Below are 22659 nucleotides of genomic sequence, written 5' to 3' on the forward strand. Positions count from 1 at the left end.
GACAACTTAAAATCCCGGCAGAGAATAAAATTTCATCTTCGACAGAGGGAGTATTAAAAATGAAATCTTACATATTAAAGCGATTGCTTCAGCTTTTGCCGATTCTGCTGGCGATCACATTTCTTTCCTACGGCATGATGAGAGTTGCTGGAAGCGATGTGGTGGAGCAGAAAATGGAAAATACCGGAAGCGATATTTCGCAGGAAGTCGTGGATGCAGCCCGAGAGGAGCTTGGACTGGACAAGCCCTTTCTGACGCAGTATGTGGTCTGGCTGGGAGGACTTCTCCGTGGGGATATGGGAACCAGTTATGTGTCTGGTAAACCAGTGTTCTCCACATTTATATCTAAGCTTCCGGCAACATTGCTTCTGACGGTCACATCGATTCTGCTGACGATTTTGATTTCTGTTCCGTTAGGTATTTTATCGGCGGTTCATCAAAACCGATGTTCAGATTATCTGATCCGGACATTCAGCTTTATTGGCAATAGCTTACCGAATTTTTTTGTATCGCTGTTATTGATGTATCTGTTTGCCATCCGTCTGGGCTGGTTTCCGGTAATTGCAACCGGGGTCAGTCTGAAAAGTGTTGCTATGCCGGCAACTACACTGGCCATTGCCATGAGCGCGAAATATCTTCGCCAGGTAAGAGCAACGGTATTGGATGAACTGAGTAAAGATTATGTGGTCGGAGCAAAAGCAAGAGGCGTCAAATTCTCCAGAATCCTGTGGGGAAGTGTTATGAAAGCTTCTCTGGTAACAATCACGACCTTGCTGATGTTATCAGTAGGAAGTCTTCTGGGAGGAACCGCAATTGTAGAATCTATCTTCATGTGGGATGGGGTCGGAAAGATGGCAGTGGATGCTATCAGCATGCGCGACTACCCGATCATTCAGGCTTATGTGATGTGGATGGCGATTATTTATGTGGCGGCCAATCTGCTGACAGATATTTCCTATCGCTTCCTGGATCCGAGGATCCGTCTGGGAGGTGATCGGGAATGAGTCAGGAGCGTCAGGTGACTGTCCGGGTTCAGAAAGTGAAGAGAAACCGGATCCGGATGAAATTAGTTTTGTTTGCAGTATTGGCAGCGACATTGCTGCTGATTACGATTTTTGCAAAGTATATCTGTCCTTATGATCCTTACGCACAGGATCTGTCCCAGGCCATGCAGCCGCCCAGTGCAGCTCATCTGATGGGAACGGATACCTATGGTCGGGATATGCTGTCCCGCGTATTGATTGGAGCGCAGACCAGTATTTCTTCTACGTTTGCTTTGGTAGCAATCATTACGGTGTTTGGAACGATAGTTGGAATTTTCTGTGGCTACTATGGCGGAGTTGTTGATTCTGTGATGATGCGGATCTCCGACATCTGCCTGGCATTTCCGGGTCTGGTGTTTGCTATGGCGGTTGCAGCCATTTTAAATGGTGGTGTGCAGAATGCGGTCATTGCACTGGCACTGATCAGCTGGCCGAAGTATTCCAGAATTGCCAGAAGCCAGACCTTGTCCATGAAGAGTCTGCCGTATATGCAGGCCGCGCAGCTGGCAGGTGATTCAGCACTTCAGATGATCTTCCGGCATGTGCTTCCCAATATTGTTGGACCGATTCTGGTTACCTCCATGTTAGATATCGGTACGATGATGATGGAGATTGCAGGACTGTCATTTTTGGGTCTGGGAGCCCAGCCTCCGGTGGCAGAGTGGGGAAGCATGATGAGCAGTGGCCGAAGCATGCTGCAGACCTATCCCTGGATCGTATTATCTCCGGGACTGGCCATCTTTGTATCTGTGGTGATATTTAACCTTCTGGGAGATACGATCCGTGATTATATGGATCCGAAGAACTCTCATTCAAGGTAGATAAAAAAAACGGGGAGTAAACATATGAAAAAAAGAACAGGAAAAATTCTGGCATTACTTCTGTCACTGACCATGATGGCAGGTGCCATGGCAGGCTGTGGTTCAGAAAAGACAGATGGATCTGCAGACAGTACAAGTACACAGGCTGCAACCGGTGCAGATACCACTGGTAAAAAAACATTTGTATTTGGTGATACCACATTTAATGCAGAAAACGAGGAATCCACGATTGACCCGCACAGTGCATACTGCGGATGGGCATGTATGCGCTATGGAGTCGGAGAGACTCTGATGAAAATCAATGATTCCATGAAACTGGAACCGTGGATCGCAGAAGGGTATGAGCTGGTAGATAATCTTACCTGGAAAATCACCTTAAAAGATGGGGTGTGCTTTTCCAATGGAAAACCTTGTGATGCGGAAGCGGTTAAGAAATGTCTTGAGGACCTGATCGCTGTGCATGAGCGCGCGGCAGGAGATCTGAAGATTGCGTCTATGGAAGCAGACGGTCTGGTGCTGATGATCCATACAGCCGAAGAGTGTCCGAGTCTGATGAACTATCTGTCTGAGCCCTATGGCTGTATCATTGATGTGGATGAGGGCGTGACGGATGACGGAATCGTGGTTGGTACCGGTCCGTATGTGGCAACCGAACTGGTGACAGATGATCATCTGAAGCTTGTGAAAAATGAAAATTACTGGGATGGAAATGTGAACATAGATGAGATCACGGTCTGTACCATTTCAGATGGAGATACTCTGGCACTGGCACTGCAGTCCGGCGAGATCAATGCGGCATACGGTATGGCATATGCAAGCTATCCGATTTTTGAAAATGACAAGTTCCAGTTTACCAGTGTGCAGACCAGCCGTTCCTTTTACGTACAGATGAATTATGCATCTCCGGTTGTGGCAGATGACGCAGTCCGTGAAGCCATTGCCATGGGTATTGATAAGGAATCCTTTGTCAAGGTGCTTCTGAATGGATATGGATATGTGGCAACGGGTGCCTTCCCTGATACGGTAGCGTTCGGAGGTTCTGCACTGAATGCGAAGACTTATGATCCGGAAGCAGCGAAAGCGGTTTTGGAAGAAGCCGGATGGATCGACAGCGATGGTGATGGAATCCGTGAAAAAGACGGGCAGAAGCTGACCATCCGGTGGCTCACCTATCCGAGTCGTCAGGAACTGCCGCTGCTGGCAGAGGCTGCGCAGAGCACTCTGAAAGAGATCGGAATAGAGGTACAGATCAACGCAACTGCAGACCACAATACGATCTGTAAAGATCCGGCGGCATGGGATGTATATGTAGGCGCCAATGTAAACTGTGGTCTGGGAGATCCGACTAACTTTTTCTCTACACATTGTCTGGATGCGTCCACCAAGAATCGTGGACAGTATCACAGCAATGAGTTGGAAGAGCTGGCAGTGAAACTGAACAGCACGTTCGATGTGACAGAGAGAAACCAGATTGCCATTGAGATGCAGCAGCAGCTTCTGGATGATGATGCGTTTGTATTCTGCTCTTTCTTAAAGATGAGTATGATCAGTCAGGCAAATGTGACAGGCCTTACCGCACATGCATGCGATTACTATGAGCTGACGGCTGATCTTGATATCAACGAAATATGATATCATTTTGACAGTGATTCAGGAGTTATGGAATGGACGATACATTATTAAAATATGATTCCGTGGAGATCTCTTTTGACGGAAATCCTGTGGTTCATGATATTTCTTTCTCTCTTCGTCCGGGAGAGATCCTTGGACTGGTAGGAGAATCCGGAAGCGGGAAAAGCACATTGATCAAGGCTGCCATGGGACTGCTTGGTGACAATGGTCTGGTGACCAGAGGAGATATTACATTTAAGGGAGAAAATCTGGTGGATATGCCGGAACGGGAGCTTCGACTCATACGTGGCGCCGGAATCGGTATGATCTTTCAGGATGCAGGCGCTTCGCTTTGCCCGATCCGGACCATTGGAAGTCAGATTTGCGAGAGCATGGGAGCACATGGAAAAATCACGGAGGCGGATGCAAAGGCACGTGCCCTTGAGCTTTTATCAAAACTGAACTTTAAGGAACCGGAGCGGATCTGGGACAGCTATCCTTTTGAAATGTCCGGAGGCATGAATCAGCGCGCAGGTATTGCCATTTCCATGCTGATGAATCCGCCGGTATTGTTTGCGGACGAGCCTACCAGTGCGCTGGATGTGGCAGTTCAGAGGCAGGTGGTTCAGGAGATGCTTCATGTCCGGGAATTGTTTGGAACGGCGATCATCATCGTGACGCATGATATTGGTGTGGTGTCGGCTATGGCAGATACCGTGCTGGTCCTTCAGAATGGAAACAGGATGGAATATGGCCCGGCAAAATCAGTGTTGGAACATCCGTGCAATGAATATACAAAAGAGCTTCTGTCTGCAGTACCGAAGCTTAGAAGGAGTGGCAGTTGAGTATGGAAAACATTTTACAGGTGAAAGATCTGAAAAAAGTATTCCATCAACATGGAAAACGGGATGTGACTGCGGTAGAAAACATGAGTTTTTCCCTGCGGGCAGGGGAAATCCTTGGAATTGTCGGAGAATCCGGAAGCGGAAAGAGTACGATTGCAAAATTGATTACAAGATTGGAAGCTGTGACAGAGGGACAGATTATTCTGGATGGGCAGGACATCACACATCGAAAAGGCAGGGCACTTAAAAGTATTTATGATAAAATTCAGATGGTCTTCCAGAATCCGGTTGGTTCCTTTGATCCGAGAAAGACATTGGGCTATGGAATCGGAGAAAGTCTGAAAAACAGAGGCATTCCCAAAGAAGAGATCCGAAAAAAAACAGCGAACCTGTTGGAACAGTGTGGCCTGGAGGCTTCTTACATGGACAGATATCCCCATCAGGTCAGCGGAGGTCAGTGCCAGAGGGCTGCCATTGCCAGAGCATTGGCGGTAGAACCTCAGATTATTATTTGTGATGAAGCTACCAGCGCGCTGGATGTGACAGTTCAGAAGAAAGTAATCGATCTGCTCATGAATTTACAGGAGAATAAGAAGCTGTCCTATATTTTTATCTGTCATAACCTTGCACTGGTGCAGCAGTTTTGTGACCGCGTCATCGTTATGAAAGATGGGCGGATCGTAGAAGAAGGGATCCCGGATGAAGTGATTCGGAATCCAAAGGACGCATATACAAAAATGTTGATAGATTCCGTATTGTAAATGGGGAAAAAAGGAAACCTAATTTTTATCCCCCGGGGAGGGTTGTGGCAGCTCCGGAGGTTTGTTATACTTTTGCCGATAAGAAAGCGCGGCTGATACGGAAAACAGTGCTGCGTAAGATACGGGAGAGACAACATGGGACAGATGCTGGAACGAATTGAAGAGTACTGGACAAACCGGGCAGAAGGATATTCACAGGTCAATCAGGAGGAGCTGGCGACGGATCAGAAGAACCGGTGGCTCCGGGCGCTGGAAGCGGAATTTCCCCACCGGGATCCGAAAGACATCAAGGTACTGGATATCGGAACTGGCCCGGGATTTTTCGCCATCATTCTGGCCAGAGCAGGTTATCAGGTGACGGCCGTGGATTACACCGAGGAGATGCTCTGTAAGGCGAAGGAGAACGCGGGACGCTTTGCGGACAGGATCCACTGGATGCGCATGGACGCCCAGAAGCTGGAACTTCCGGACAATCAGTTCGATGTGGCTGTATCCCGGAATCTGACCTGGAATCTGGAGAATCCGGACGAGGCCTATAAGGAGTGGAAACGGGTATTGAAGCCCGGCGGGCAGCTTCTGAATTTTGACGCTAACTGGTATGGCCATCTCTTTGACGCCCGGAAGCGTCGGGAGTACGAGGAAGATCGGAGACATGTGGAAGAGCAGGCCATGGAGGATCATTATCTGGGTACTGATATTGACGAGATGGAAGACATAGCGAGAAAGGTTCCCCTAAGTCCGGTGATCCGGCCGGCCTGGGATATGAAGCTGTTAAAAGGGCTGGGCTTCCGGAGCGTCTGCTCCGATGAGAACGTGTGGCAGAGAGTCTGGAGCGATACAGAGAAAGTAAACTACGCATCGACGCCGATGTTTATGATTAAGGCGGTAAAATAACAATGGAAGAGATTAAGAAAGAGATATCTTCCTACTGGACCGGGCGAAGTGAAGACTTCGCCCGTCTTCGAGGGGAAGAGTTAAACAGCGAGATGGCAGAGCTCTGGCTTGAGGAGCTGAGGAAGGGAATGCCGGAAGGAGAAGGCTTACGGATCCTGGATGTGGGAACCGGCTGCGGCTTTTTTACTGTGCTGCTGGCGAAGCTGGGCTATCAGGTGACCGGCATTGATCTGACACCGGCTATGATTGAAAAAGCGAAAATTATTGCGGCAGAACGGAACGTGCAGGCAGATTTTGAAGTCATGGACGCGGAACGTCCGGATTTTCCGGACGGTACTTTTGACGTTGTCGTCTCCCGGAACCTGACCTGGACCATGCCCCATCCGGCGGAGGCCTACGGTGAGTGGCTGCGGGTATTGAAGCCCGGCGGCGTCCTGCTGAATTTCGACGGCGACTACGGCAAAGAGGAATTCACTGAGGAAATGGAAAGCTTGCCTGCGGACCATGCCCACCGTCAGCTGAGCTGTGGTCAGCTTAAGGAATGTGATAAAATCAAAGATCAGCTTTCCATCAGCGCTATGCGCCGGCCGGCCTGGGACGTGGAAGTGTTGAAGAGTCTGGGCTGTGTGGACGTGACCGTGGACAGTGAAGTTTACCGCCGCGTATACGCAAGCGAAGACAGTCCCTTTTACAATCCGACCCCGATTTTCCGGCTGCAGGCACGGAAGGCTGGAGAAAGATAACAGTATAGGACAGAAATAGAAAGATATCCCCGTTTTCGCACCGGAAAATGGGGATATTTACTTGCAATGCCGAAAAAAATCCAGTAAAATAAAAAAAGTTACTTGACAAAAGAGGATAGAGTCACTATAATCCTACTTAAAAAATAGGAAATACGGGTAACAAAAAAACAAGGAGGAGTACATTATGAGAAAGCTGACAAAGAAGCTGGAGGCACTGATACTTGGCGTTGTAACGGTTGTGTCCCTGACCGCCTGCGGAGGAAGCAAGGGAATTACGATTGCAGTTCCCAATGATACCACCAATGAGGCGAGAGCACTTCTTTTACTGGAAGAGAACGGCTACATCAAGCTGAAGGACGGCGCAGGCATTACCGCCACGGTAGCAGACATCGCGGAGAATCCTTACAACATCACGTTCAAAGAGGTTGAGGCAGCTCAGGTACCGAACGTACTAAAGGACGTGGATTATGCTATTATCAATTCCAACTATGCCATCGACGCAGGCCTGAAGCCTACCGAGGACGCGCTGACTATGGAGGGTTCTTCTTCCGCGTACAGCAATATTCTTGCCGTGAAGGAAGGCAATGAGAACACAGACAAGACAAAGGCGCTGAAGGCAGCGCTGGAGAGCCAGAAGGTGGCAGACTATATCACAGGCGAGTACGATGGCGCGGTAGTCAGCACTGTGGACAACCCCACAGACGGCTACGACGCAACCGTAGATTACGATGCTCTGGCAGGCACCACCATTACCGTAGCCGCTTCCCCGGCGCCCCATGCGGATATCCTAAAGGTGGCAAAGGAGATCCTGGCAGAGAAGAATGTGACACTGGATATCATGGAGTTCACAGATTACGTACAGCCGAACAATGTGGTTGAGAGCGGAGAGGTAGACGCCAACTACTTCCAGCACCAGCCTTATCTGGACGATTTCAACGAGCAGAACGGAACCCACGTGGTATCCGTGGCGGCTATCCACGTAGAGCCTATGGGATTATACGGCGGAAAGCAGACAAGTCTGGACGCGATTACAAAATAGTGCTATAATAGCTGGTATGCGAAAAAGACAGCCGGCGGTCTGTATAAGCAGACCGTCGGCCTTTCGGATCTATACAGAGATTTCAGACGGAGGGGTTTTATGATTGAAATTAAGAATCTGACCAAGGAGTTCCAGACCGCGGACGGTACCGTGGAAGCGCTCCGGAACGTAAATCTGACCATTCAGGACGGCGATATCTACGGTATCATCGGCATGAGCGGAGCCGGAAAGAGCACGTTGGTGCGCTGTATCAATATGCTGGAGCGGCCCACAAAGGGACAGGTGCTGATTGACGGCCGGGACATTGCGCAGCTTTCCGACAAGGAGCTGCGGGCTGTGCGCAGGGACGTAACGATGATTTTCCAGGGCTTTAACCTGCTGATGCAGCGGACCTGCCTGAAAAATATCTGTTTTCCCCTGGAGCTTATCGGCATGGATAAGGAGCAGGCGAAGAAGCGCGCGCTGGAGCTTCTGGAGGTAGTCGGACTTCCCGATAAGGCCAACGCTTATCCGGCGCAGCTGTCCGGCGGCCAGCAGCAGCGGATTGCCATCGCCCGGGCCCTGGCTACAGAGCCGAAGGTGCTGCTCTGCGATGAGGCCACCAGCGCCCTGGATCCGAAGACCACCCATGCGATCCTGGAGCTGATTCGTGATATCAATCAGCGGCTGGGAATTACGGTCATTATCATCACCCATCAGATGAGCGTGGTGGAAGAAATCTGCAGCCATGTGGCGATCCTGGATTCCGGATCGGTAGTGGAAGAAGGTATCGTGAGCGAAGTATTTTCACGGCCCAAATCCAATGCGGCCAAGCGTCTGGTATTCCCGGACGGCGTAGATGAGATTCTGGAGGAGACCGAAGGCGAGCGGCGGATCCGCGTGGTGTTCAGCGGCGCGGTGGCGTCGAAGGAGCCGCTGATTGCGAAAATGGCCATGGAGGAGAAAATCGCGGCCAGCATTCTGGGCGCGTCCACGAAAAGTATCGGGGACAGGGCTTACGGCAATATGCTGCTGGGGCTGCCCGATGATGACGATGCGGTGAAGCGGGCCATCGATTATTTGAGCAGTATTCCGGACGTACTGGTAGAGGAGGTAACAGAGCATGTTCGATAAATTATTTTCCCCGGAGACCGTGGCAGATACCTTGCGGATTCTGCAAAATGAGATTCCTCTGGCATGCTGGGAGACGATCTATGTGACCATTCTGGCGACAGCCTTCGCGGTTGTCATCGGTCTGCCTCTGGGCGTACTTCTGGTGGTAGGAGAGAAGGACGGAATCCGTCCGCTGCCCAAGGGCGTGATGCATGTGTTGAATGTGGTAATCAATCTGCTGCGTTCGGTACCGTTTCTGATTCTGATGATTATGGTATTTCCCCTGACCCGCCTGATTGTGGGAACTGCGGTTGGTACGGTGGCGTCCATTGTACCGCTGGTGATTGCGGCGTTTCCCTTTGTGGCCCGTCTGGTGGAGGGAAGTCTTCGGGAAGTGAATCCGAATATCATCGAGATGGCCCAGAGCATGGGCGCTTCTCCGTTCCAGATCATCGTAAAGGTGCTGATCCCGGAGAGCGTGCCCTCCCTGATTTCCAATTTCACCATTGCGATTACCACGATTCTCGGCTATTCAGCTATGAGCGGTATCATCGGTGGAGGCGGACTGGGGAAAATTGCCATCAATTACGGCTATTACCGGTATAAATATCTGGTTATGCTGATTGCGGTGATTCTTCTGATTATCCTGGTACAGATTTTCCAGAGCGCAGGTACCCGCTTTGCGGTAAAATCAGACAAGCGCCTGAAGGGTAAATAAGAAAGAAAGCAGAAAAGAGAAAGGGCAGTTATCGGTTGACGGTAACTGCCTTTTGGTGTTATGATTAAGGTTGGCAGGCGGGAACGCCTAATCTATGCGAAAAAAGGAAGTGAGGAGTCCGTGGACGGGCGAAGTCGAGGGTGTGACTTAAGACAGAATAGAATAAGGACAGACGCGGATTCTTCTAAGATACAGCCTATCGTTACCCGGCGATAGGGAATGGAATTGCCGTGTCTGTCTGTGACGTGGGAGGACAGATACATGGCAATCGGAAATTATGACCGGGAAGAGCTGGACGAACTTCTGGCAGACAGGCAGTTCCGGAAGCTGCGGAAGGTGATATCGGAGATGAACGAGGTGGATATCGCGGAGTTTATCGAGGATCTGGAGCCGGAAAAGAAGGTTTTAGTATACCGGATGCTGCCCAAAGAGCTGGCAGCAGACGTTTTTGCGTTCCTGGAGGTAGACGATCAGGAACATATTATCAACAGTATTACAGACTATGAGTTGGGCAAGATTGTAGAGGATCTGTATGTGGACGATGCGGTGGATATGCTGGAGGAGCTTCCGGCCATCGTGGTAAAGCGTGTGCTGAAGAACGCGACGCCCCAGACAAGAAATCTGATCAACCAGTTCCTGCAATATCCGGAGAACAGTGCCGGAAGCATTATGACGGCGGAATATATCGGCCTGAAGCGGAATATGACTGTGGAACAGGCCTTTGCCTATATCAGGGAAAACGGAATCGATAAGGAAACCATTTACACCTGCTTTGTGACGGACAGCAAGCGCTGCCTGCAGGGCGTAGTGACAGTGAAGGATTTGCTGATGAATCCCTATGATAAGGTGCTCAAGGACATCATGGACGAGAATATCATCTATGCGGTGACCACGGAGGACCGGGAGGACGTGGTAGAAACCTTCAATAAATACAACCTGCTCTGCCTTCCGGTGGTGGATCACGAGGACCGGTTGGTGGGTATCGTTACCGTAGACGACGCAGTGGAGGTTATGGAGCAGGAGGCCACCGAGGACTTTGAGAAAATGGCGGCTATGTTTCCGTCAGAGAAGCCTTATCTTCGGACCGGCGTCCTGGAGCTTGCGAAAAACCGTATCCCCTGGCTTCTGGTGCTGATGTTTGCTTCGATTTTCAGTGGCTCGATTCTGATGGAATATAAGGAAGCGATCCAGGTGCTGCCGCTGCTTCTCAGTTTTGTGCCCATGGTGATGGATACCAGCGGAAATTGCGGCAACCAGAGCAGTACCCTGATTATCCGTGGTATGGCCATAGGCGAGATTGAACCGAAAAATGTGATTCAGGTAGTCTGGAAGGAGTTCCGGGTGGGACTTCTCTGCGGAGCGGTGCTGGCGGCGGTGAATTTTGCCTGTTTGGTTTTCCGGTATCCGGAACGGCTGACCCTGAACCTGGTTATCGTAATATCCTTGATGCTGGCCATTGTGATGGCCAAGATTATCGGCTGTATCCTGCCTATGCTGGCGGAGAAGCTGAAGGTGGATCCGACCATTATGGCGGCGCCGCTGATTACAACGATTGTGGATGCAGGCAGTCTGCTGATCTATTTCAAGATCGCCAGTATGCTGTTGCATTTGGCATAAAAATATACAATACAAGAGGAGAATATTATGCTTGGAGATAAAAAAGTATTATTCAGCGGAATGCAGGCGACAGGAAATCTGACCCTGGGAAATTATCTGGGAGCCCTGAAGAACTGGGTGAACTTAAGTGATGAATACGAGTGCTTCTACAGTGTGGTAGATATGCATTCCATCACCGTACGTCAGGATCCGGCAGTTTTAAGAAAGCGTGCCAGAGCCCTTCTGACCCTGTATATCGCGGCGGGACTGGATCCGGAGAAGAACTGTATCTACTATCAGTCCCATGTATCCGGCCATGCGGAGCTGTCCTGGATTCTGAGCTGCTTTACCTATATGGGTGAGCTGAACCGTATGACGCAGTTTAAGGATAAGGCGGCAAAGCATGCGGACAATATCAATGCGGGACTCTTTACCTATCCGGTGCTGATGGCTGCAGATATCCTTCTGTATCAGGCGGACGTGGTTCCGGTGGGAATCGATCAGATGCAGCACCTGGAGCTGACCAGAGACATTGCCCAGCGCTTCAACGGTATTTACGGCGATGTGTTTACCATTCCGGAGGCTTATATCGGAAAAGTGGGCGCGAAGATCATGAGCCTGCAGGATCCGGCGAAAAAGATGTCCAAGTCCGATGAGAACCCCAACGGCAGTATCTATCTGATGGACGATCCGGATACCATTATGCGGAAGTTCAAGCGCGCTGTGACTGATTCCGAGGGACAGATCCTGTACCGGGACGAGCAGCCGGGTATCAAAAACCTGATCAGTATCTATTGCGCGTGCACCGGCAAGACTCCGGAAGAGGTAGAGAGGGAGTTTGACGGTAAGGGCTACGGCGAGTTTAAGCCGGCAGTAGGCGAGGCGGTTGTGTCTGTTCTGAAACCGCTGCAGGCTCGGGTGGACGAGCTGTCCAGAGATAAGGGCTATATTGACAGTGTCATCAAGAATAATGCGGAGAAGGCTCAGTATTTTGCCAACAAGACGCTACGCAAGGTGCAGAAGAAGGTGGGCTTCCCGGAACATATCCGCTAAAGCTGAACATTTGACAGAAAAACGGGAGGAATAGAGCATGAGAAGTATCAGACCGGAAGAACTGGAAAAAAATGTATTTCATATGATTGGAAAAGAATGGCTGCTTGTCACGGCGGAAAAGGAAGGAAAGGTCAATACCATGACGGCTTCCTGGGGCGGCCTGGGCGTGATGTGGGGAAAAAATGTGGCGTATATCGTGCTGCGTCCCCAGCGCTATACCAAAGAATTTGTGGACGCAGGGGAGACCTTTTCCCTGTCCGTTCTGGACGAGGAGTACCGCAAAACCCTGAATTATCTGGGAACCGTGTCCGGACGGGACGAGGACAAGATTGCGAAAGCGGGACTGACGGTAGAGCATGAGGGAAAGACTCCTTATTTTGGCGAAGCCAATACAGTGCTGGTGTGCAGAAAGCTGTATGCCCAGGAGTTTGATCCGGCCTGCTTTATCGATAAGAGCTGTGAGGAAAAGTGTTATCCCAATAAGGACTACCATACCATGTACATCGCAGAGGTGGAGCAGGTGCTGGTACGGGAATAAAAAGCAATCTTAAGTTGTATGAAAATTTATCAAAAAAAGCCTGGTTTTGTGAAAAAATCACTAAAGCCAGGCTTTTTCAAATGTGTTTTATACAGGTTGTAGGATAGAATATTGGTTTTTGAGAGAGAGAATGGAAAAGAAATGGAAAAGTCTATGTAAAATTTCCGAGAAAAACCAGGAAGATAGCGAAAAAACACCAAAAATGAACATTGTGAAAAGAATGTCAACATTCGACAAAGTGTATGATTGCCGATTCCGGGCTTGTACCATATAATAGGGCACATAGGAAATAAACCACAGAAACCGAGCCGCAGAAGGGCCGGTATTATGAAAGGAGAAGTTTTACCATGGGATTCAAAACTGATATTGAAATTGCACAGGAGACAGAGATGCTGCCGATTACTGCGATTGCAGAGAAGGCTGGTATCGATGACAAGTATCTGGAGCAGTACGGAAAGTACAAAGCAAAAATCGATTACAACCTGCTGAAGGAGAAGCCGGCTGAGAACGGCAAGCTGGTTCTGGTAACCGCTATCAACCCGACTCCGGCAGGAGAAGGAAAGACCACCACATCTGTAGGTCTGGCAGACGGTATGCAGAAGATCGGCAAGAAGGTTATGGTAGCTCTTCGTGAGCCGTCCCTGGGACCGGTATTCGGTGTAAAAGGTGGAGCAGCAGGCGGCGGATACGCACAGGTAGTTCCGATGGAGGATATCAACCTTCACTTCACCGGCGACTTCCACGCAATCGGCGCAGCGAACAACTTGCTGGCAGCAATGATTGACAACCATATCTTCCAGGGCAATGCTCTTCACATTGACCCGAGAAAGATTACCTGGAGAAGATGTGTAGATATGAACGACCGTCAGCTGCGTAACGTAGTAGATGGACTTGGCGGAAAGACCAACGGAATGCCGAGAGAGGATGGCTACGACATCACAGTAGCGTCTGAGATCATGGCTGTTCTGTGTCTGGCTAGGGACATCACAGACCTGAAGGAAAGACTTGCAAGAATCATCATCGGATATACATACGGAAAGGCTTCCGAGCAGAAGCCGGTTACCGCTGGCGATCTGAACGCACAGGGCGCTATGGCAGCACTGCTGAAGGACGCTCTGAAGCCGAACCTGGTACAGACTCTGGAGCATGTACCGGCTATCGTACACGGCGGACCGTTCGCGAACATCGCTCATGGCTGTAACTCCGTAACCGCTACCAAGATGTGCCTGAATCTGGCTGATTACACCATCACAGAGGCAGGATTCGGCGCTGACCTGGGTGCTGAGAAGTTCCTGGATATCAAGTGCCGTATGGCAGGACTGAAGCCGAACGCAGTTGTTATCGTAGCGACTGTACGTGCTCTGAAGTACAACGGCGGCGTTCCGAAGGCAGACCTGAACAATGAGAACCTGGAGGCTCTGGAGGCTGGTCTTCCGAACCTGCTGAAGCATGTAAGCAACATCACCAACGTATACAAGCTTCCCTGCGTAGTTGCAATCAACGCATTCCCGACCGATACCAAGGCAGAACTTGATCTGGTAGAGAAGAAGTGTAAGGAGCTTGGCGTAAACGTAGTTCTGTCCGAAGTATGGGCTAAGGGCGGCGAAGGCGGAGTTGCTCTGGCAGAAGAAGTTGTTCGTCTCTGCGAGCAGCCGAACGACCAGTTCACCTTCTCCTACGAGCTTGAGGGAACCAGCATTGAGGATAAGCTGAATGCTATCGTAACCAAGATTTACGGCGGCAAGAGAGTCGTTCTGACAGCAAACGCTCAGAAGCAGGCGAAAGAGCTTGAGGCTATGGGCTTTGGTAACTGCCCGATCTGCGTGGCTAAGACACAGTACAGCCTGACAGACGACCAGACCAAGCTGGGCGCTCCGAAGGACTTCGAGGTAACCGTACGTAACCTGAAGATTTCCGCAGGCGCAGGCTTCATCGTAGCGCTGACCGGCGAAATCATGACCATGCCTGGTCTGCCGAAGGTACCGGCTGCAGAGAGAATCGATGTAGACGAGACCGGAAAGATCAGTGGTTTGTTCTAATAAATAAGCTACCCATTATAAACCTTAATATACACAAAAGGGAAGGACCATTTGGCCCTTCCCACTTGTGTGCATAGGGAAATAATGATATAATAAAACAAAATATCATTTTGATACATAAAGGAGAACGATATGGGATTTTCAACCAGCAGATGTGATGAATTTGTAGAGGTACTGGCTTCCAAGGCTCCCGTTCCGGGCGGCGGCGGGGCGTCCGCACTGGTAGGCGCAGTGGGAACTGCCCTGGGCAACATGGTGGGCAGCCTGACCGTCGGAAAAAAGAAGTACGCAGACGTAGAAGAAGAGATGTACGCGCTGAAAGAGAAGGCAACCGCTCTTCAGAATGATTTCCTTCGTCTGATCGAGAGAGACGCAGAGGTTTTCGAGCCCCTGGCAAAGGCTTACGGCATGCCCCGTGAGACCGAGGAGGAGAAGGCTGAGAAGGCACGCGTAATGGCGATCGTCCTGAAGGACGCCTGCTCTGTACCCATGGAGATCATGGAGAAGTGCTGTGAGGCGCTGGAGCTTATCGTTGAGTTCGCGGCAAAGGGTTCCGCTCTGGCGATCAGCGACGCAGGCGTAGGCGCCGCATTCTGTAAGGCAGCCCTGGAGGGAGCTTCCCTGAACGTATTCATCAATACCAAGTCCATGGCTGACAAGGAGTACGCGGCAGAGCTGAACGCAAAGGCAGACGCTATGCTGGAGAAATACACCAAGATTGCGGACGACATTTTCGCGAGTGTAACCGCAAGACTGAGATAAAATAAAAGGAAGGAATAGGAAAAATGGCAAAGCAGTTATTAGGAAAAGAAGTAACAGCAGCACTGAATGAGCGTATCAAGGCAGACGTAGAGGCTCTGAAGGCAAAGGGAGTAAACCCCACACTGGGAATTATCCGCGTAGGCGAGAATGAGAGCGATATTTCCTATGAGAGAGGCGCAACCAAGAGATGTGAGACTCTGGGCGTAGCATGCGAGAAGATTCTGCTTCCGGCAGACGCTACCCAGGAGCAGGTTCTGGCAGCTGTAGATAAGGTAAATAAGGACGACAACATTCACGGCGTTCTGCTGTTCCGTCCGCTTCCGAAGCACCTGAACCAGACAGAGATCGAGAATGCCCTTGACCCGGCTAAGGACGTAGACTGTATGACCGACGGTTCCATGTCCGGCGTATTTACAGGCAAGGCAGTAGGCTTCCCGCCCTGTACACCGCAGGCATGTATGGAGATTCTGGACCATTACGGAATCGACTGCACAGGCAAGAAGGCAGTAGTAATCGGACGTTCACTGGTTGTTGGAAAGCCGGCAGCTATGATGCTTATCAAGAAGAACGCAACCGTAACCGTATGCCACACCAAGACTGTGGATATGCCCAGCGTAGCGCGCGAGGCAGATATCCTGATCGTGGCAGCAGGACGCGCAGGCGTTGTAACCAAGGATTATGTGGCTCCGGGCCAGACTGTAATTGACGTTGGAATCAACGTAAATGCAGAGGGCAAGCTTTGCGGCGACGTAGCTTACGCAGAGGTTGAGCCCATCGTAGACGCTATCACTCCGGTACCGGGCGGCGTAGGAAGTGTAACCACTTCTGTGCTGGTTGGACATGTAGTAGAGGCAGCTAAGAGAAAATATATGTAAGTGTTGACTTTCACGCCTCCTTTTCGTACACTGTGTACGAAGAGGGGGCATTTTTTATGAAATTAAGCACTGCCATACTGGCAGATAAACTGAAATCCAAATTCGGGCTGCAGAATAAAAAGGCGCTTTCCGGGGAACTGCATCTGGAGCAGGTGTTGTTTTACGAGGACGGGGACGAGATGCAGCCGGACAAAATCTATATCTACCCGCAGGAGCTGGGAGCAGCGGAAATGCTGGTGGTTCCGGAGCGGTCGGTACTGTTCTGTATCGGCAAGGTACATACCCGGAACACGGAGAATGACGGACAGGTATTCCAGGTGATTGACGAGACATCGCCCTTTGTGCTGTTCAATGAGATTCAGCGGATCTTTGATTACTATGATCGGTGGGAGAAGCGGATGCAGGAGCTGACGCAGCAGGCGGACACGATACAGGAGCTTCTGGACGAGAGCTTCCGTATCTTCCTGAATCCCATCGTGGTAAGCTCGGCAGATTACTTTGTCATCGGTTATTCCAGTGTCATCGACACCAGAGAGGAGCTTTCCAGTCTGGTGGATCTGGATTCGATTATCCAGTCCAGTGACGAATACCAGAACGGCAGGCGGATCCTGAACCAGAGAAAAAAGAGGGGCGCCTACTACCTGCCGGAATATATCACCGGAGCGAGAACCCTGCGCGTCAACCTGTTTGAAAACGATCAGTATGTGTACCAGGTGATGATGGTAGAAAGCCTGAGCCGCTTCAAGTCCTATGACGGCGAGCTTCTGGAGTATCTGTCCTCCTATATCCAGCAGGTGCTGGCGCGGCTGATTGATTCCCAGGTGGAAATCGGACATCGGCTGGATCGGATTCTTTCCGACATTCTGTCCAATCCGGGCCGGGATAACAAAAGCGCGGAAAAATGGTTTTCCGAGTTTGGCTGGAACGCAGAGCACCGGTATTTCTGTGTCAGCCTGAAGGTGAATTCCCTGGACTGGGCCAATATGACGGTCCGGTTTATCTGCAAGCATATGGAAAGCATGCTGGGAAAAGAGGGAAGCTGCGCTTTCCAGTATGAAAATAAGATAGCGATCTTTGTAAATCTGACGCTGCTGGAGGCCGGAATCGAGGAAGTTCTGGAGAAAATGGTGAATTTTCTGAAGGACACCTTCCTGAAGGCCGGAGTCAGCAACGCCTTTACCGGATTCGACGAGCTGGCGGCCTATTACCGGCAGGCTGTGGCGGCGCTGGAGATCGGCTGCCGCAGAAAGCCCTATCGCTGGATTTACCGTTTTGATGAGATGGCCCTGGATTATGTGCTGGAGCAGAGCTGCTCCGAGCTTCCGGTGCGCCTGGTGTGTTCCGATAAGATTCTGAAGCTTCAGGAGTTTGACGGGGAGCACCATACAGATTATTATGAGACCCTGAAAACCTATGTGGAAAGCCAGCTGAATGCGGTCCAGACAGCGAAAAAGCTGTTTATCCACCGCAGTACCTTTCTGTACCGAATGGAAAAGATCGAGGAGCTGGTGAAGCTGGATCTGAATGATTACGATACGCTTCTGTATGTGATGATGACCTTCCGGATTCTGGAGCAGGAGGAAGAACAGAAATAGAATAGAAAAATTACCCCTTGCATATATTGAAACAGTATATAGGGAAGGGGTATTTTTATGGACAAAAGTTCCGAATATAACCTGTATCAGGATATCCGTACCAGAACGGGAGGGGAAATCTATCTGGGGGTGGTGGGGCCGGTGCGCACCGGAAAATCCACCTTTATCAAAAATTTTATGGATCAGTGCGTACTGCCGGGAATCGAGGACGAACACGAGAGAACCAGGGCCCGGGACGAACTGCCCCAGTCGGCGGCGGGGAAGACCATCATGACGACAGAGCCCAAATTTATCCCGAAGGAAGCGGCAACGGTGCGGATTTCGGAAGATGTGGAAATAAAGCTTCGAATGATTGACTGCGTGGGCTTTCTGGTACCGGGCTGCGAGGGACACATTGAGGATGGGACAGAGCGTATGGTAAAGACGCCCTGGAGGGAGGAAGAAATTCCCTTTTCCCAGGCGGCGGAAATGGGAACCCGGAAGGTGATCACCGAACACGCTACCGTAGGAATCGTAGTGACCTGCGACGGTTCCTTCAGCGATATTCCCAGAGAAAGCTACATAGAGGCGGAGGAGCGGACGGTAGCAGAGCTGAAGGCCCTGGGGAAGCCCTTTCTGATCCTGCTGAATTCGGAAAAGCCCTACAGCGAAGTGGTGCGGACGGAAGCGGCGCGTCTGGAGGAAAAATACGGCGTGGCAGTGCTGGCGGTCAATTGCGCGCAGTTGAAAAAAGAGGATATCAACCGGATTCTGACACAGCTTTTGTATGAATTCCCTCTGGTGAAGGTGGAATTTTTCGCGCCCCGCTGGACAGAGCTGTTGCCGCCGGAGCATAAAATCCGGCAGGATATGCTGGGTCGGATTCGCACTATTGCAGAACGGATGCAGACGATCCGGGACGTGAAGCCGGAGAATCTGGAGGGGGACAGCGCCTATATAGAAAAAGCCAGGCTGGAAGAAATCAGGCTGGACAGTGGAAGCGCCCGGGTACGCTTTCTGGTGGACGAAAAATATTACTATGAGGTGCTGAGCGAGCTGACCGGAAGTGAGATCCCGGGAGAATATGAGCTGATTGCGCTGATCCGGGAACTGTCCCGGATGAAAAAGGAGTATGAGAAAGCGGAATCCGCCCTGAATGCCGTACGCCAGAAGGGATACGGCGTTATGCTGCCGGAGCAGTCCGAGATTACGCTGGAGGAGCCGGAGCTGATTCATCAGGGAAATAAATACGGGGTAAAAATTCGTTCCGTTGCGCCCAGCATTCATCTGATCCGGGCCAATATCGAGACGGAGATTGCGCCCATTGTGGGAAATGAAGATCAGGCTGGAGATCTGCTACGCTATCTGAAGGAGAACAGCGGCGGCGGGGAGGGAATCTGGAGCGTTAACATTTTTGGAAAATCCGTGGAGGAGCTGGTGGAGGACGGCATCCGTGGTAAAATTTACCAGATTGGAGAGGAAAGCCAGATGAAGCTGCAGGATACCATGCAGAAGATCGTAAATGAGAGCACCGGCGGACTGGTGTGTATTATTATCTGAGTTCTTTCTGAGAAAACAGTTTACCCTGAAGAATATCTATGTTACACTTGTAACGGTGTCCTTTGTACACTACAAGATATTAGGAGGGAGAAACAATGTTAGAAAAGTTGTTTAAACTGAAAGAGAATCATACGACAGTGAAGACAGAGATTCTGGCAGGCGTCACCACATTTATGACGATGGCATATATCCTGGCCGTGAATCCCAGTGTCCTTGGCGCAGCGGGAATGAACCAGGGAGCAATTTTCACCGCGACGGTTCTCGCGGCTGTGATCGGTACCGTATGCATGGCCCTGTTTGCCAATTATCCGTTCGCCCTGGCACCGGGTATGGGACTGAATGCTTATTTCGCATACACGGTTGTCATCGGTATGGGATATCCGTGGCAGGCAGCTCTGGCAGCCGTATTTGTGGAGGGTATCATTTTTATCCTTCTGTCACTGTTCAATGTCCGTGAGGCGATTTTTAACTCCATTCCGACGAACCTGAAAAAGGCTGTATCCGTAGGTATCGGCTTCTTCATCGCGTTTATCGGTCTGCAGAACGCCAAAATCGTAGTAGGCGGCGCGACTCTGGTAGAGTTCTTTTCTCTGGACGCCGTAGAGGGCGGCACCATGCATGATGTGGGAATTACCGTGGGTCTGGCAATTTTAGGTGTCCTGATCACTTCTGTGCTGGTGATTAAAAATGTAAAAGGCAATATCCTCTGGGGTATTCTCGCTACCTGGATTCTGGGCATTATCTGCCAGTTTACAGGCCTCTATGTGCCGAATCCGGAGATTGGCTTCTATAACCTGCTCCCGGATTTCTCCGCCGGAATCTCTGTTCCGAGCCTGGCACCGATTTTCTGTAAGCTGAACTTTACGGCGATTCCCATCAGCCAGTTTATTGTCATCGTATTTGCGTTCCTTTTTGTAGATATGTTCGATACCCTGGGAACCCTGATTGGCGTGGCTTCTAAGGCGGATATGCTGGACGAAGACGGAAAGCTTCCCCATATCAAGGGCGCGCTGATGGCGGACGCTGTGGGAACCACAGTAGGTGCGCTTCTGGGAACCTCTACCACCACCACCTTCGTAGAGAGCGCTTCCGGCGTATCGGAGGGAGGAAGAACCGGTCTGACCGCTATGACGACCGCAGTGCTTTTTGCCCTGGCTCTTTTGCTTTCCCCGATTTTCCTGGCTATTCCGTCCTTCGCTACGGCTCCGGCCCTGATTGTCGTAGGCTTTTACATGGTAAATCAGGTGGGCCTGATTGACTTCAGCGATTTTGGCGAGGGTATTCCGGCCTTTATCTGTATCGCGGCTATGCCGTTCTTCTACAGCATTTCCGAGGGAATCTCCATGGGAGTTATCTCTTACGTGGTGCTGAATGTAGCCACAGGCAAGGCAAAGGAGAAGAAGATCAGTATTGTCATGTACGTACTGGCTGTGCTGTTCCTGTTGAAATATTTCCTGATTTAAGGGGAACGGAAGGCAGATTTTACACGTGAAAATAACGGCTGCATATCGGTTGATATGCAGCCGTTATTTTGTGTTGACAGAAATTCCCATGCCTGATATGATATAGCTATAGGCAGGATATTACATCATCAACCGTATTTCGACGGGTGATGTCTACGAATGATAAAATCTACAGGTTTCAGGTCGAAACCAAAGTACCCAAAGAAAAAGCGGAGAGAATGCGCTTTTATTTTGTTACAAAAAAACAGAAGGTTCCATGTGGTATGCGTATTATTTTGGCATACAGAAAGAAGGGGAGATGAAGATAAAACAAAAATATCAATATGGGGAATTTGTATTCAGAATACAGGATTTTATGCTTAGAGAAAATGAAATTTGTCTGGAGGGATCCGAAGAAAGCCTTACAGCGGAGGTGATTCGTAAAACAAATATAAAAGCCAGATATGACGCGGCCTGCAAAATGCTACTTTCCAATTCTATGATTTTATCCTGGATTCTGAAATGCAGCGTTCCGGAATACAGGGAAATAGAGGCGGGAGAAATTGCGAAAAAATATATTTGCGGAAAAGCACAGACAGAAAAGCATCCGGTCCACATAAATGAGGCCAGCCAGTCAGGAAATGGAATGACAGGCGCGGAGGATACCACACTTTATGAAGGAAGGATTACATATGATGTAAAATGTGAAGCAATACTTCCGGAAACAGAGGGAACGGTGGGGATTATCATTGATCTGGAAGGGCAGAATAAAATGGATCTAAAATATTCTCTGTTAAAACGGGAAATTTATTACGGCTGTCGTCTGATTTCTTCTCAGTATGGAACAGAGTTCCGACATTCGGATTATGGAAAGCTAAAGCATGTATATAGTATCTGGATTTGTATGAATCCGCCGGAATACCGAAGAAATACCATAAATCGTTATGAAATTATGGAAAGCTGTGAGGTGGGGGCTGTTACGGAAAAAAAGCAGAATTATAATCTGATGACGGTAATTACGGTATGCCTGGGTGAACCGGAAGATGAAAAACTGGCGGCTTCTGAAAATCAGTCACAATCTGGGGTAAAGCTGCTCAGACTATTGGACATATTGTTTTTTGGGGAGATTAGTGTAAAAGAGAAACAACAGATACTGGAAAAAGAATATGGAATACCAATGACAGAAAAGTTAAAAGCGGAGGTAAGGGAAATGTGTAATTTTAGCGATGGAATTGAGGAACGGGGAGTTCGGAAAGGAAGACAGGAAGGAAGACAGGAAGCCCTGATACAGAGCCTGCAGAATCTTATGAAAAATCTGGGACTGCCTGCAGAAGACGCGATGTCAGCCCTGGGAGTGCCGCAGATAGAACGGGGAGTGTATCGGAAAAGTCTGTCAGAACACTGAAAAATTTTCCACTTACGCGGGAGAAAGCCTGATTTTCAGGCTTTCCCGTACCCCCCCCAGATTTTTCCTGGTACTGACGTACAGCCTGGCGAATCAGGAAAAGAATCTCGCCGTTGATAGAACGTCCTTCGTACTCCACCAGATCCTTTAAGAGAGCATGCGTTTCTTCGTCAATACGAAGACCGATGTGTTTATTTTTCTCCATGAGTCTGCTCCTTTGATAGTAGTTTCATTTATTATACAAAATT

The 22659-nt window shown here is 49.9% G+C and carries 19 protein-coding genes and 2 pseudogenes; all 21 read left to right on the forward strand.

What is annotated here, in order from left to right; genetic code table 11:
* The first annotated feature begins 59 nt into the window (after nucleotides 1–59).
* The 21 genes and pseudogenes from nikB to ACTNCH_RS05350 all read left to right on the forward strand — a co-directional run bounded on the left by nikB (nucleotide 60) and on the right by ACTNCH_RS05350 (nucleotide 22411).
* Nucleotides 60–1004: a nickel ABC transporter permease gene (gene nikB, locus ACTNCH_RS05250; protein ID WP_441016266.1), complete on the forward strand. Its 945-nt coding sequence runs from the start codon at nucleotides 60–62 to the stop codon at nucleotides 1002–1004.
* On the forward strand, nucleotides 1001–1864 hold the full coding sequence (nikC, locus tag ACTNCH_RS05255) for a nickel transporter permease (protein ID WP_441016269.1): 864 nt from the start codon (nucleotides 1001–1003) through the stop codon (nucleotides 1862–1864). Before nikB ends, nikC begins: the two co-directional genes overlap by 4 nt.
* A gap of 24 nt (nucleotides 1865–1888) precedes the next feature.
* The gene (locus tag ACTNCH_RS05260; protein WP_441016272.1) at nucleotides 1889–3496 is read left to right on the forward strand and encodes an ABC transporter substrate-binding protein; all 1608 of its coding nucleotides are present in this window, start codon (nucleotides 1889–1891) and stop codon (nucleotides 3494–3496) included.
* Between the two features lie 32 nt (nucleotides 3497–3528).
* Nucleotides 3529–4320 carry an ABC transporter ATP-binding protein gene (locus ACTNCH_RS05265; RefSeq protein WP_441016275.1) on the forward strand — a complete coding sequence of 264 codons (792 nt, stop codon included), beginning with the start codon at nucleotides 3529–3531 and terminating at the stop codon, nucleotides 4318–4320.
* 2 nt (nucleotides 4321–4322) lie between these two features.
* The gene (locus ACTNCH_RS05270; protein WP_441016278.1) at nucleotides 4323–5081 is read left to right on the forward strand and encodes an ABC transporter ATP-binding protein; all 759 of its coding nucleotides are present in this window, start codon (nucleotides 4323–4325) and stop codon (nucleotides 5079–5081) included.
* Between the two features lie 135 nt (nucleotides 5082–5216).
* Nucleotides 5217–5975, forward strand: a complete 759-nt coding sequence (locus tag ACTNCH_RS05275) for a class I SAM-dependent methyltransferase (RefSeq protein ID WP_441016281.1) — start codon at nucleotides 5217–5219, stop codon at nucleotides 5973–5975.
* A gap of 2 nt (nucleotides 5976–5977) precedes the next feature.
* On the forward strand, nucleotides 5978–6718 hold the full coding sequence (locus tag ACTNCH_RS05280; protein ID WP_441016284.1) for a class I SAM-dependent methyltransferase: 741 nt from the start codon (nucleotides 5978–5980) through the stop codon (nucleotides 6716–6718).
* 184 nt (nucleotides 6719–6902) lie between these two features.
* Nucleotides 6903–7388: pseudogene (locus ACTNCH_RS05285) on the forward strand (MetQ/NlpA family ABC transporter substrate-binding protein); the annotation flags it as partial.
* A gap of 78 nt (nucleotides 7389–7466) precedes the next feature.
* Nucleotides 7467–7748: pseudogene (locus ACTNCH_RS05290) on the forward strand (MetQ/NlpA family ABC transporter substrate-binding protein); the annotation flags it as partial.
* A gap of 108 nt (nucleotides 7749–7856) precedes the next feature.
* Entirely contained in the window at nucleotides 7857–8870 is a 1014-nt protein-coding gene (locus ACTNCH_RS05295) for a methionine ABC transporter ATP-binding protein (protein ID WP_441016287.1), read from the forward strand.
* Nucleotides 8860–9567: a methionine ABC transporter permease gene (locus ACTNCH_RS05300; protein ID WP_441016290.1), complete on the forward strand. Its 708-nt coding sequence runs from the start codon at nucleotides 8860–8862 to the stop codon at nucleotides 9565–9567. Before ACTNCH_RS05295 ends, ACTNCH_RS05300 begins: the two co-directional genes overlap by 11 nt.
* A 261-nt stretch (nucleotides 9568–9828) precedes the next feature.
* A complete protein-coding gene (gene mgtE, locus ACTNCH_RS05305) occupies nucleotides 9829–11184 on the forward strand; it encodes a magnesium transporter (RefSeq protein WP_441016293.1) in 1356 nt (451 codons plus the stop codon).
* 27 nt (nucleotides 11185–11211) lie between these two features.
* The gene (trpS, locus tag ACTNCH_RS05310) at nucleotides 11212–12216 is read left to right on the forward strand and encodes a tryptophan--tRNA ligase (RefSeq protein WP_441016296.1); all 1005 of its coding nucleotides are present in this window, start codon (nucleotides 11212–11214) and stop codon (nucleotides 12214–12216) included.
* A 37-nt stretch (nucleotides 12217–12253) separates the two neighbouring features.
* Nucleotides 12254–12754 (forward strand): flavin reductase family protein, encoded by a 501-nt coding sequence (locus tag ACTNCH_RS05315; protein WP_441016299.1) that lies wholly within the window; start codon nucleotides 12254–12256, stop codon nucleotides 12752–12754.
* A 347-nt stretch (nucleotides 12755–13101) separates the two neighbouring features.
* The gene (locus tag ACTNCH_RS05320) at nucleotides 13102–14793 is read left to right on the forward strand and encodes a formate--tetrahydrofolate ligase (RefSeq protein WP_441016302.1); all 1692 of its coding nucleotides are present in this window, start codon (nucleotides 13102–13104) and stop codon (nucleotides 14791–14793) included.
* A gap of 132 nt (nucleotides 14794–14925) precedes the next feature.
* Nucleotides 14926–15555, forward strand: coding sequence for a cyclodeaminase/cyclohydrolase family protein (locus ACTNCH_RS05325; RefSeq protein WP_441016305.1), 630 nt, complete (start codon nucleotides 14926–14928; stop codon nucleotides 15553–15555).
* A 23-nt stretch (nucleotides 15556–15578) separates the two neighbouring features.
* The gene (locus ACTNCH_RS05330; protein ID WP_441016308.1) at nucleotides 15579–16430 is read left to right on the forward strand and encodes a bifunctional 5,10-methylenetetrahydrofolate dehydrogenase/5,10-methenyltetrahydrofolate cyclohydrolase; all 852 of its coding nucleotides are present in this window, start codon (nucleotides 15579–15581) and stop codon (nucleotides 16428–16430) included.
* A 56-nt stretch (nucleotides 16431–16486) separates the two neighbouring features.
* Nucleotides 16487–18025, forward strand: a complete 1539-nt coding sequence (locus tag ACTNCH_RS05335; protein ID WP_441016311.1) for a PucR family transcriptional regulator — start codon at nucleotides 16487–16489, stop codon at nucleotides 18023–18025.
* A gap of 57 nt (nucleotides 18026–18082) precedes the next feature.
* Nucleotides 18083–19564 (forward strand): stage IV sporulation protein A, encoded by a 1482-nt coding sequence (gene spoIVA / locus ACTNCH_RS05340; protein WP_441016314.1) that lies wholly within the window; start codon nucleotides 18083–18085, stop codon nucleotides 19562–19564.
* Between the two features lie 95 nt (nucleotides 19565–19659).
* Nucleotides 19660–21027, forward strand: coding sequence for an NCS2 family permease (locus ACTNCH_RS05345; protein ID WP_441016317.1), 1368 nt, complete (start codon nucleotides 19660–19662; stop codon nucleotides 21025–21027).
* Nucleotides 21028–21325: 298 nt separating this feature from the next.
* A complete protein-coding gene (locus ACTNCH_RS05350; RefSeq protein WP_441016320.1) occupies nucleotides 21326–22411 on the forward strand; it encodes a hypothetical protein in 1086 nt (361 codons plus the stop codon).
* Nucleotides 22412–22659: the final 248 nt, after the last annotated feature.

It is taken from the genome of Candidatus Merdisoma sp. HCP28S3_D10, assembly GCF_052065835.1.
Classification (GTDB): Bacteria; Bacillota; Clostridia; order Lachnospirales; family Lachnospiraceae; genus Laedolimicola.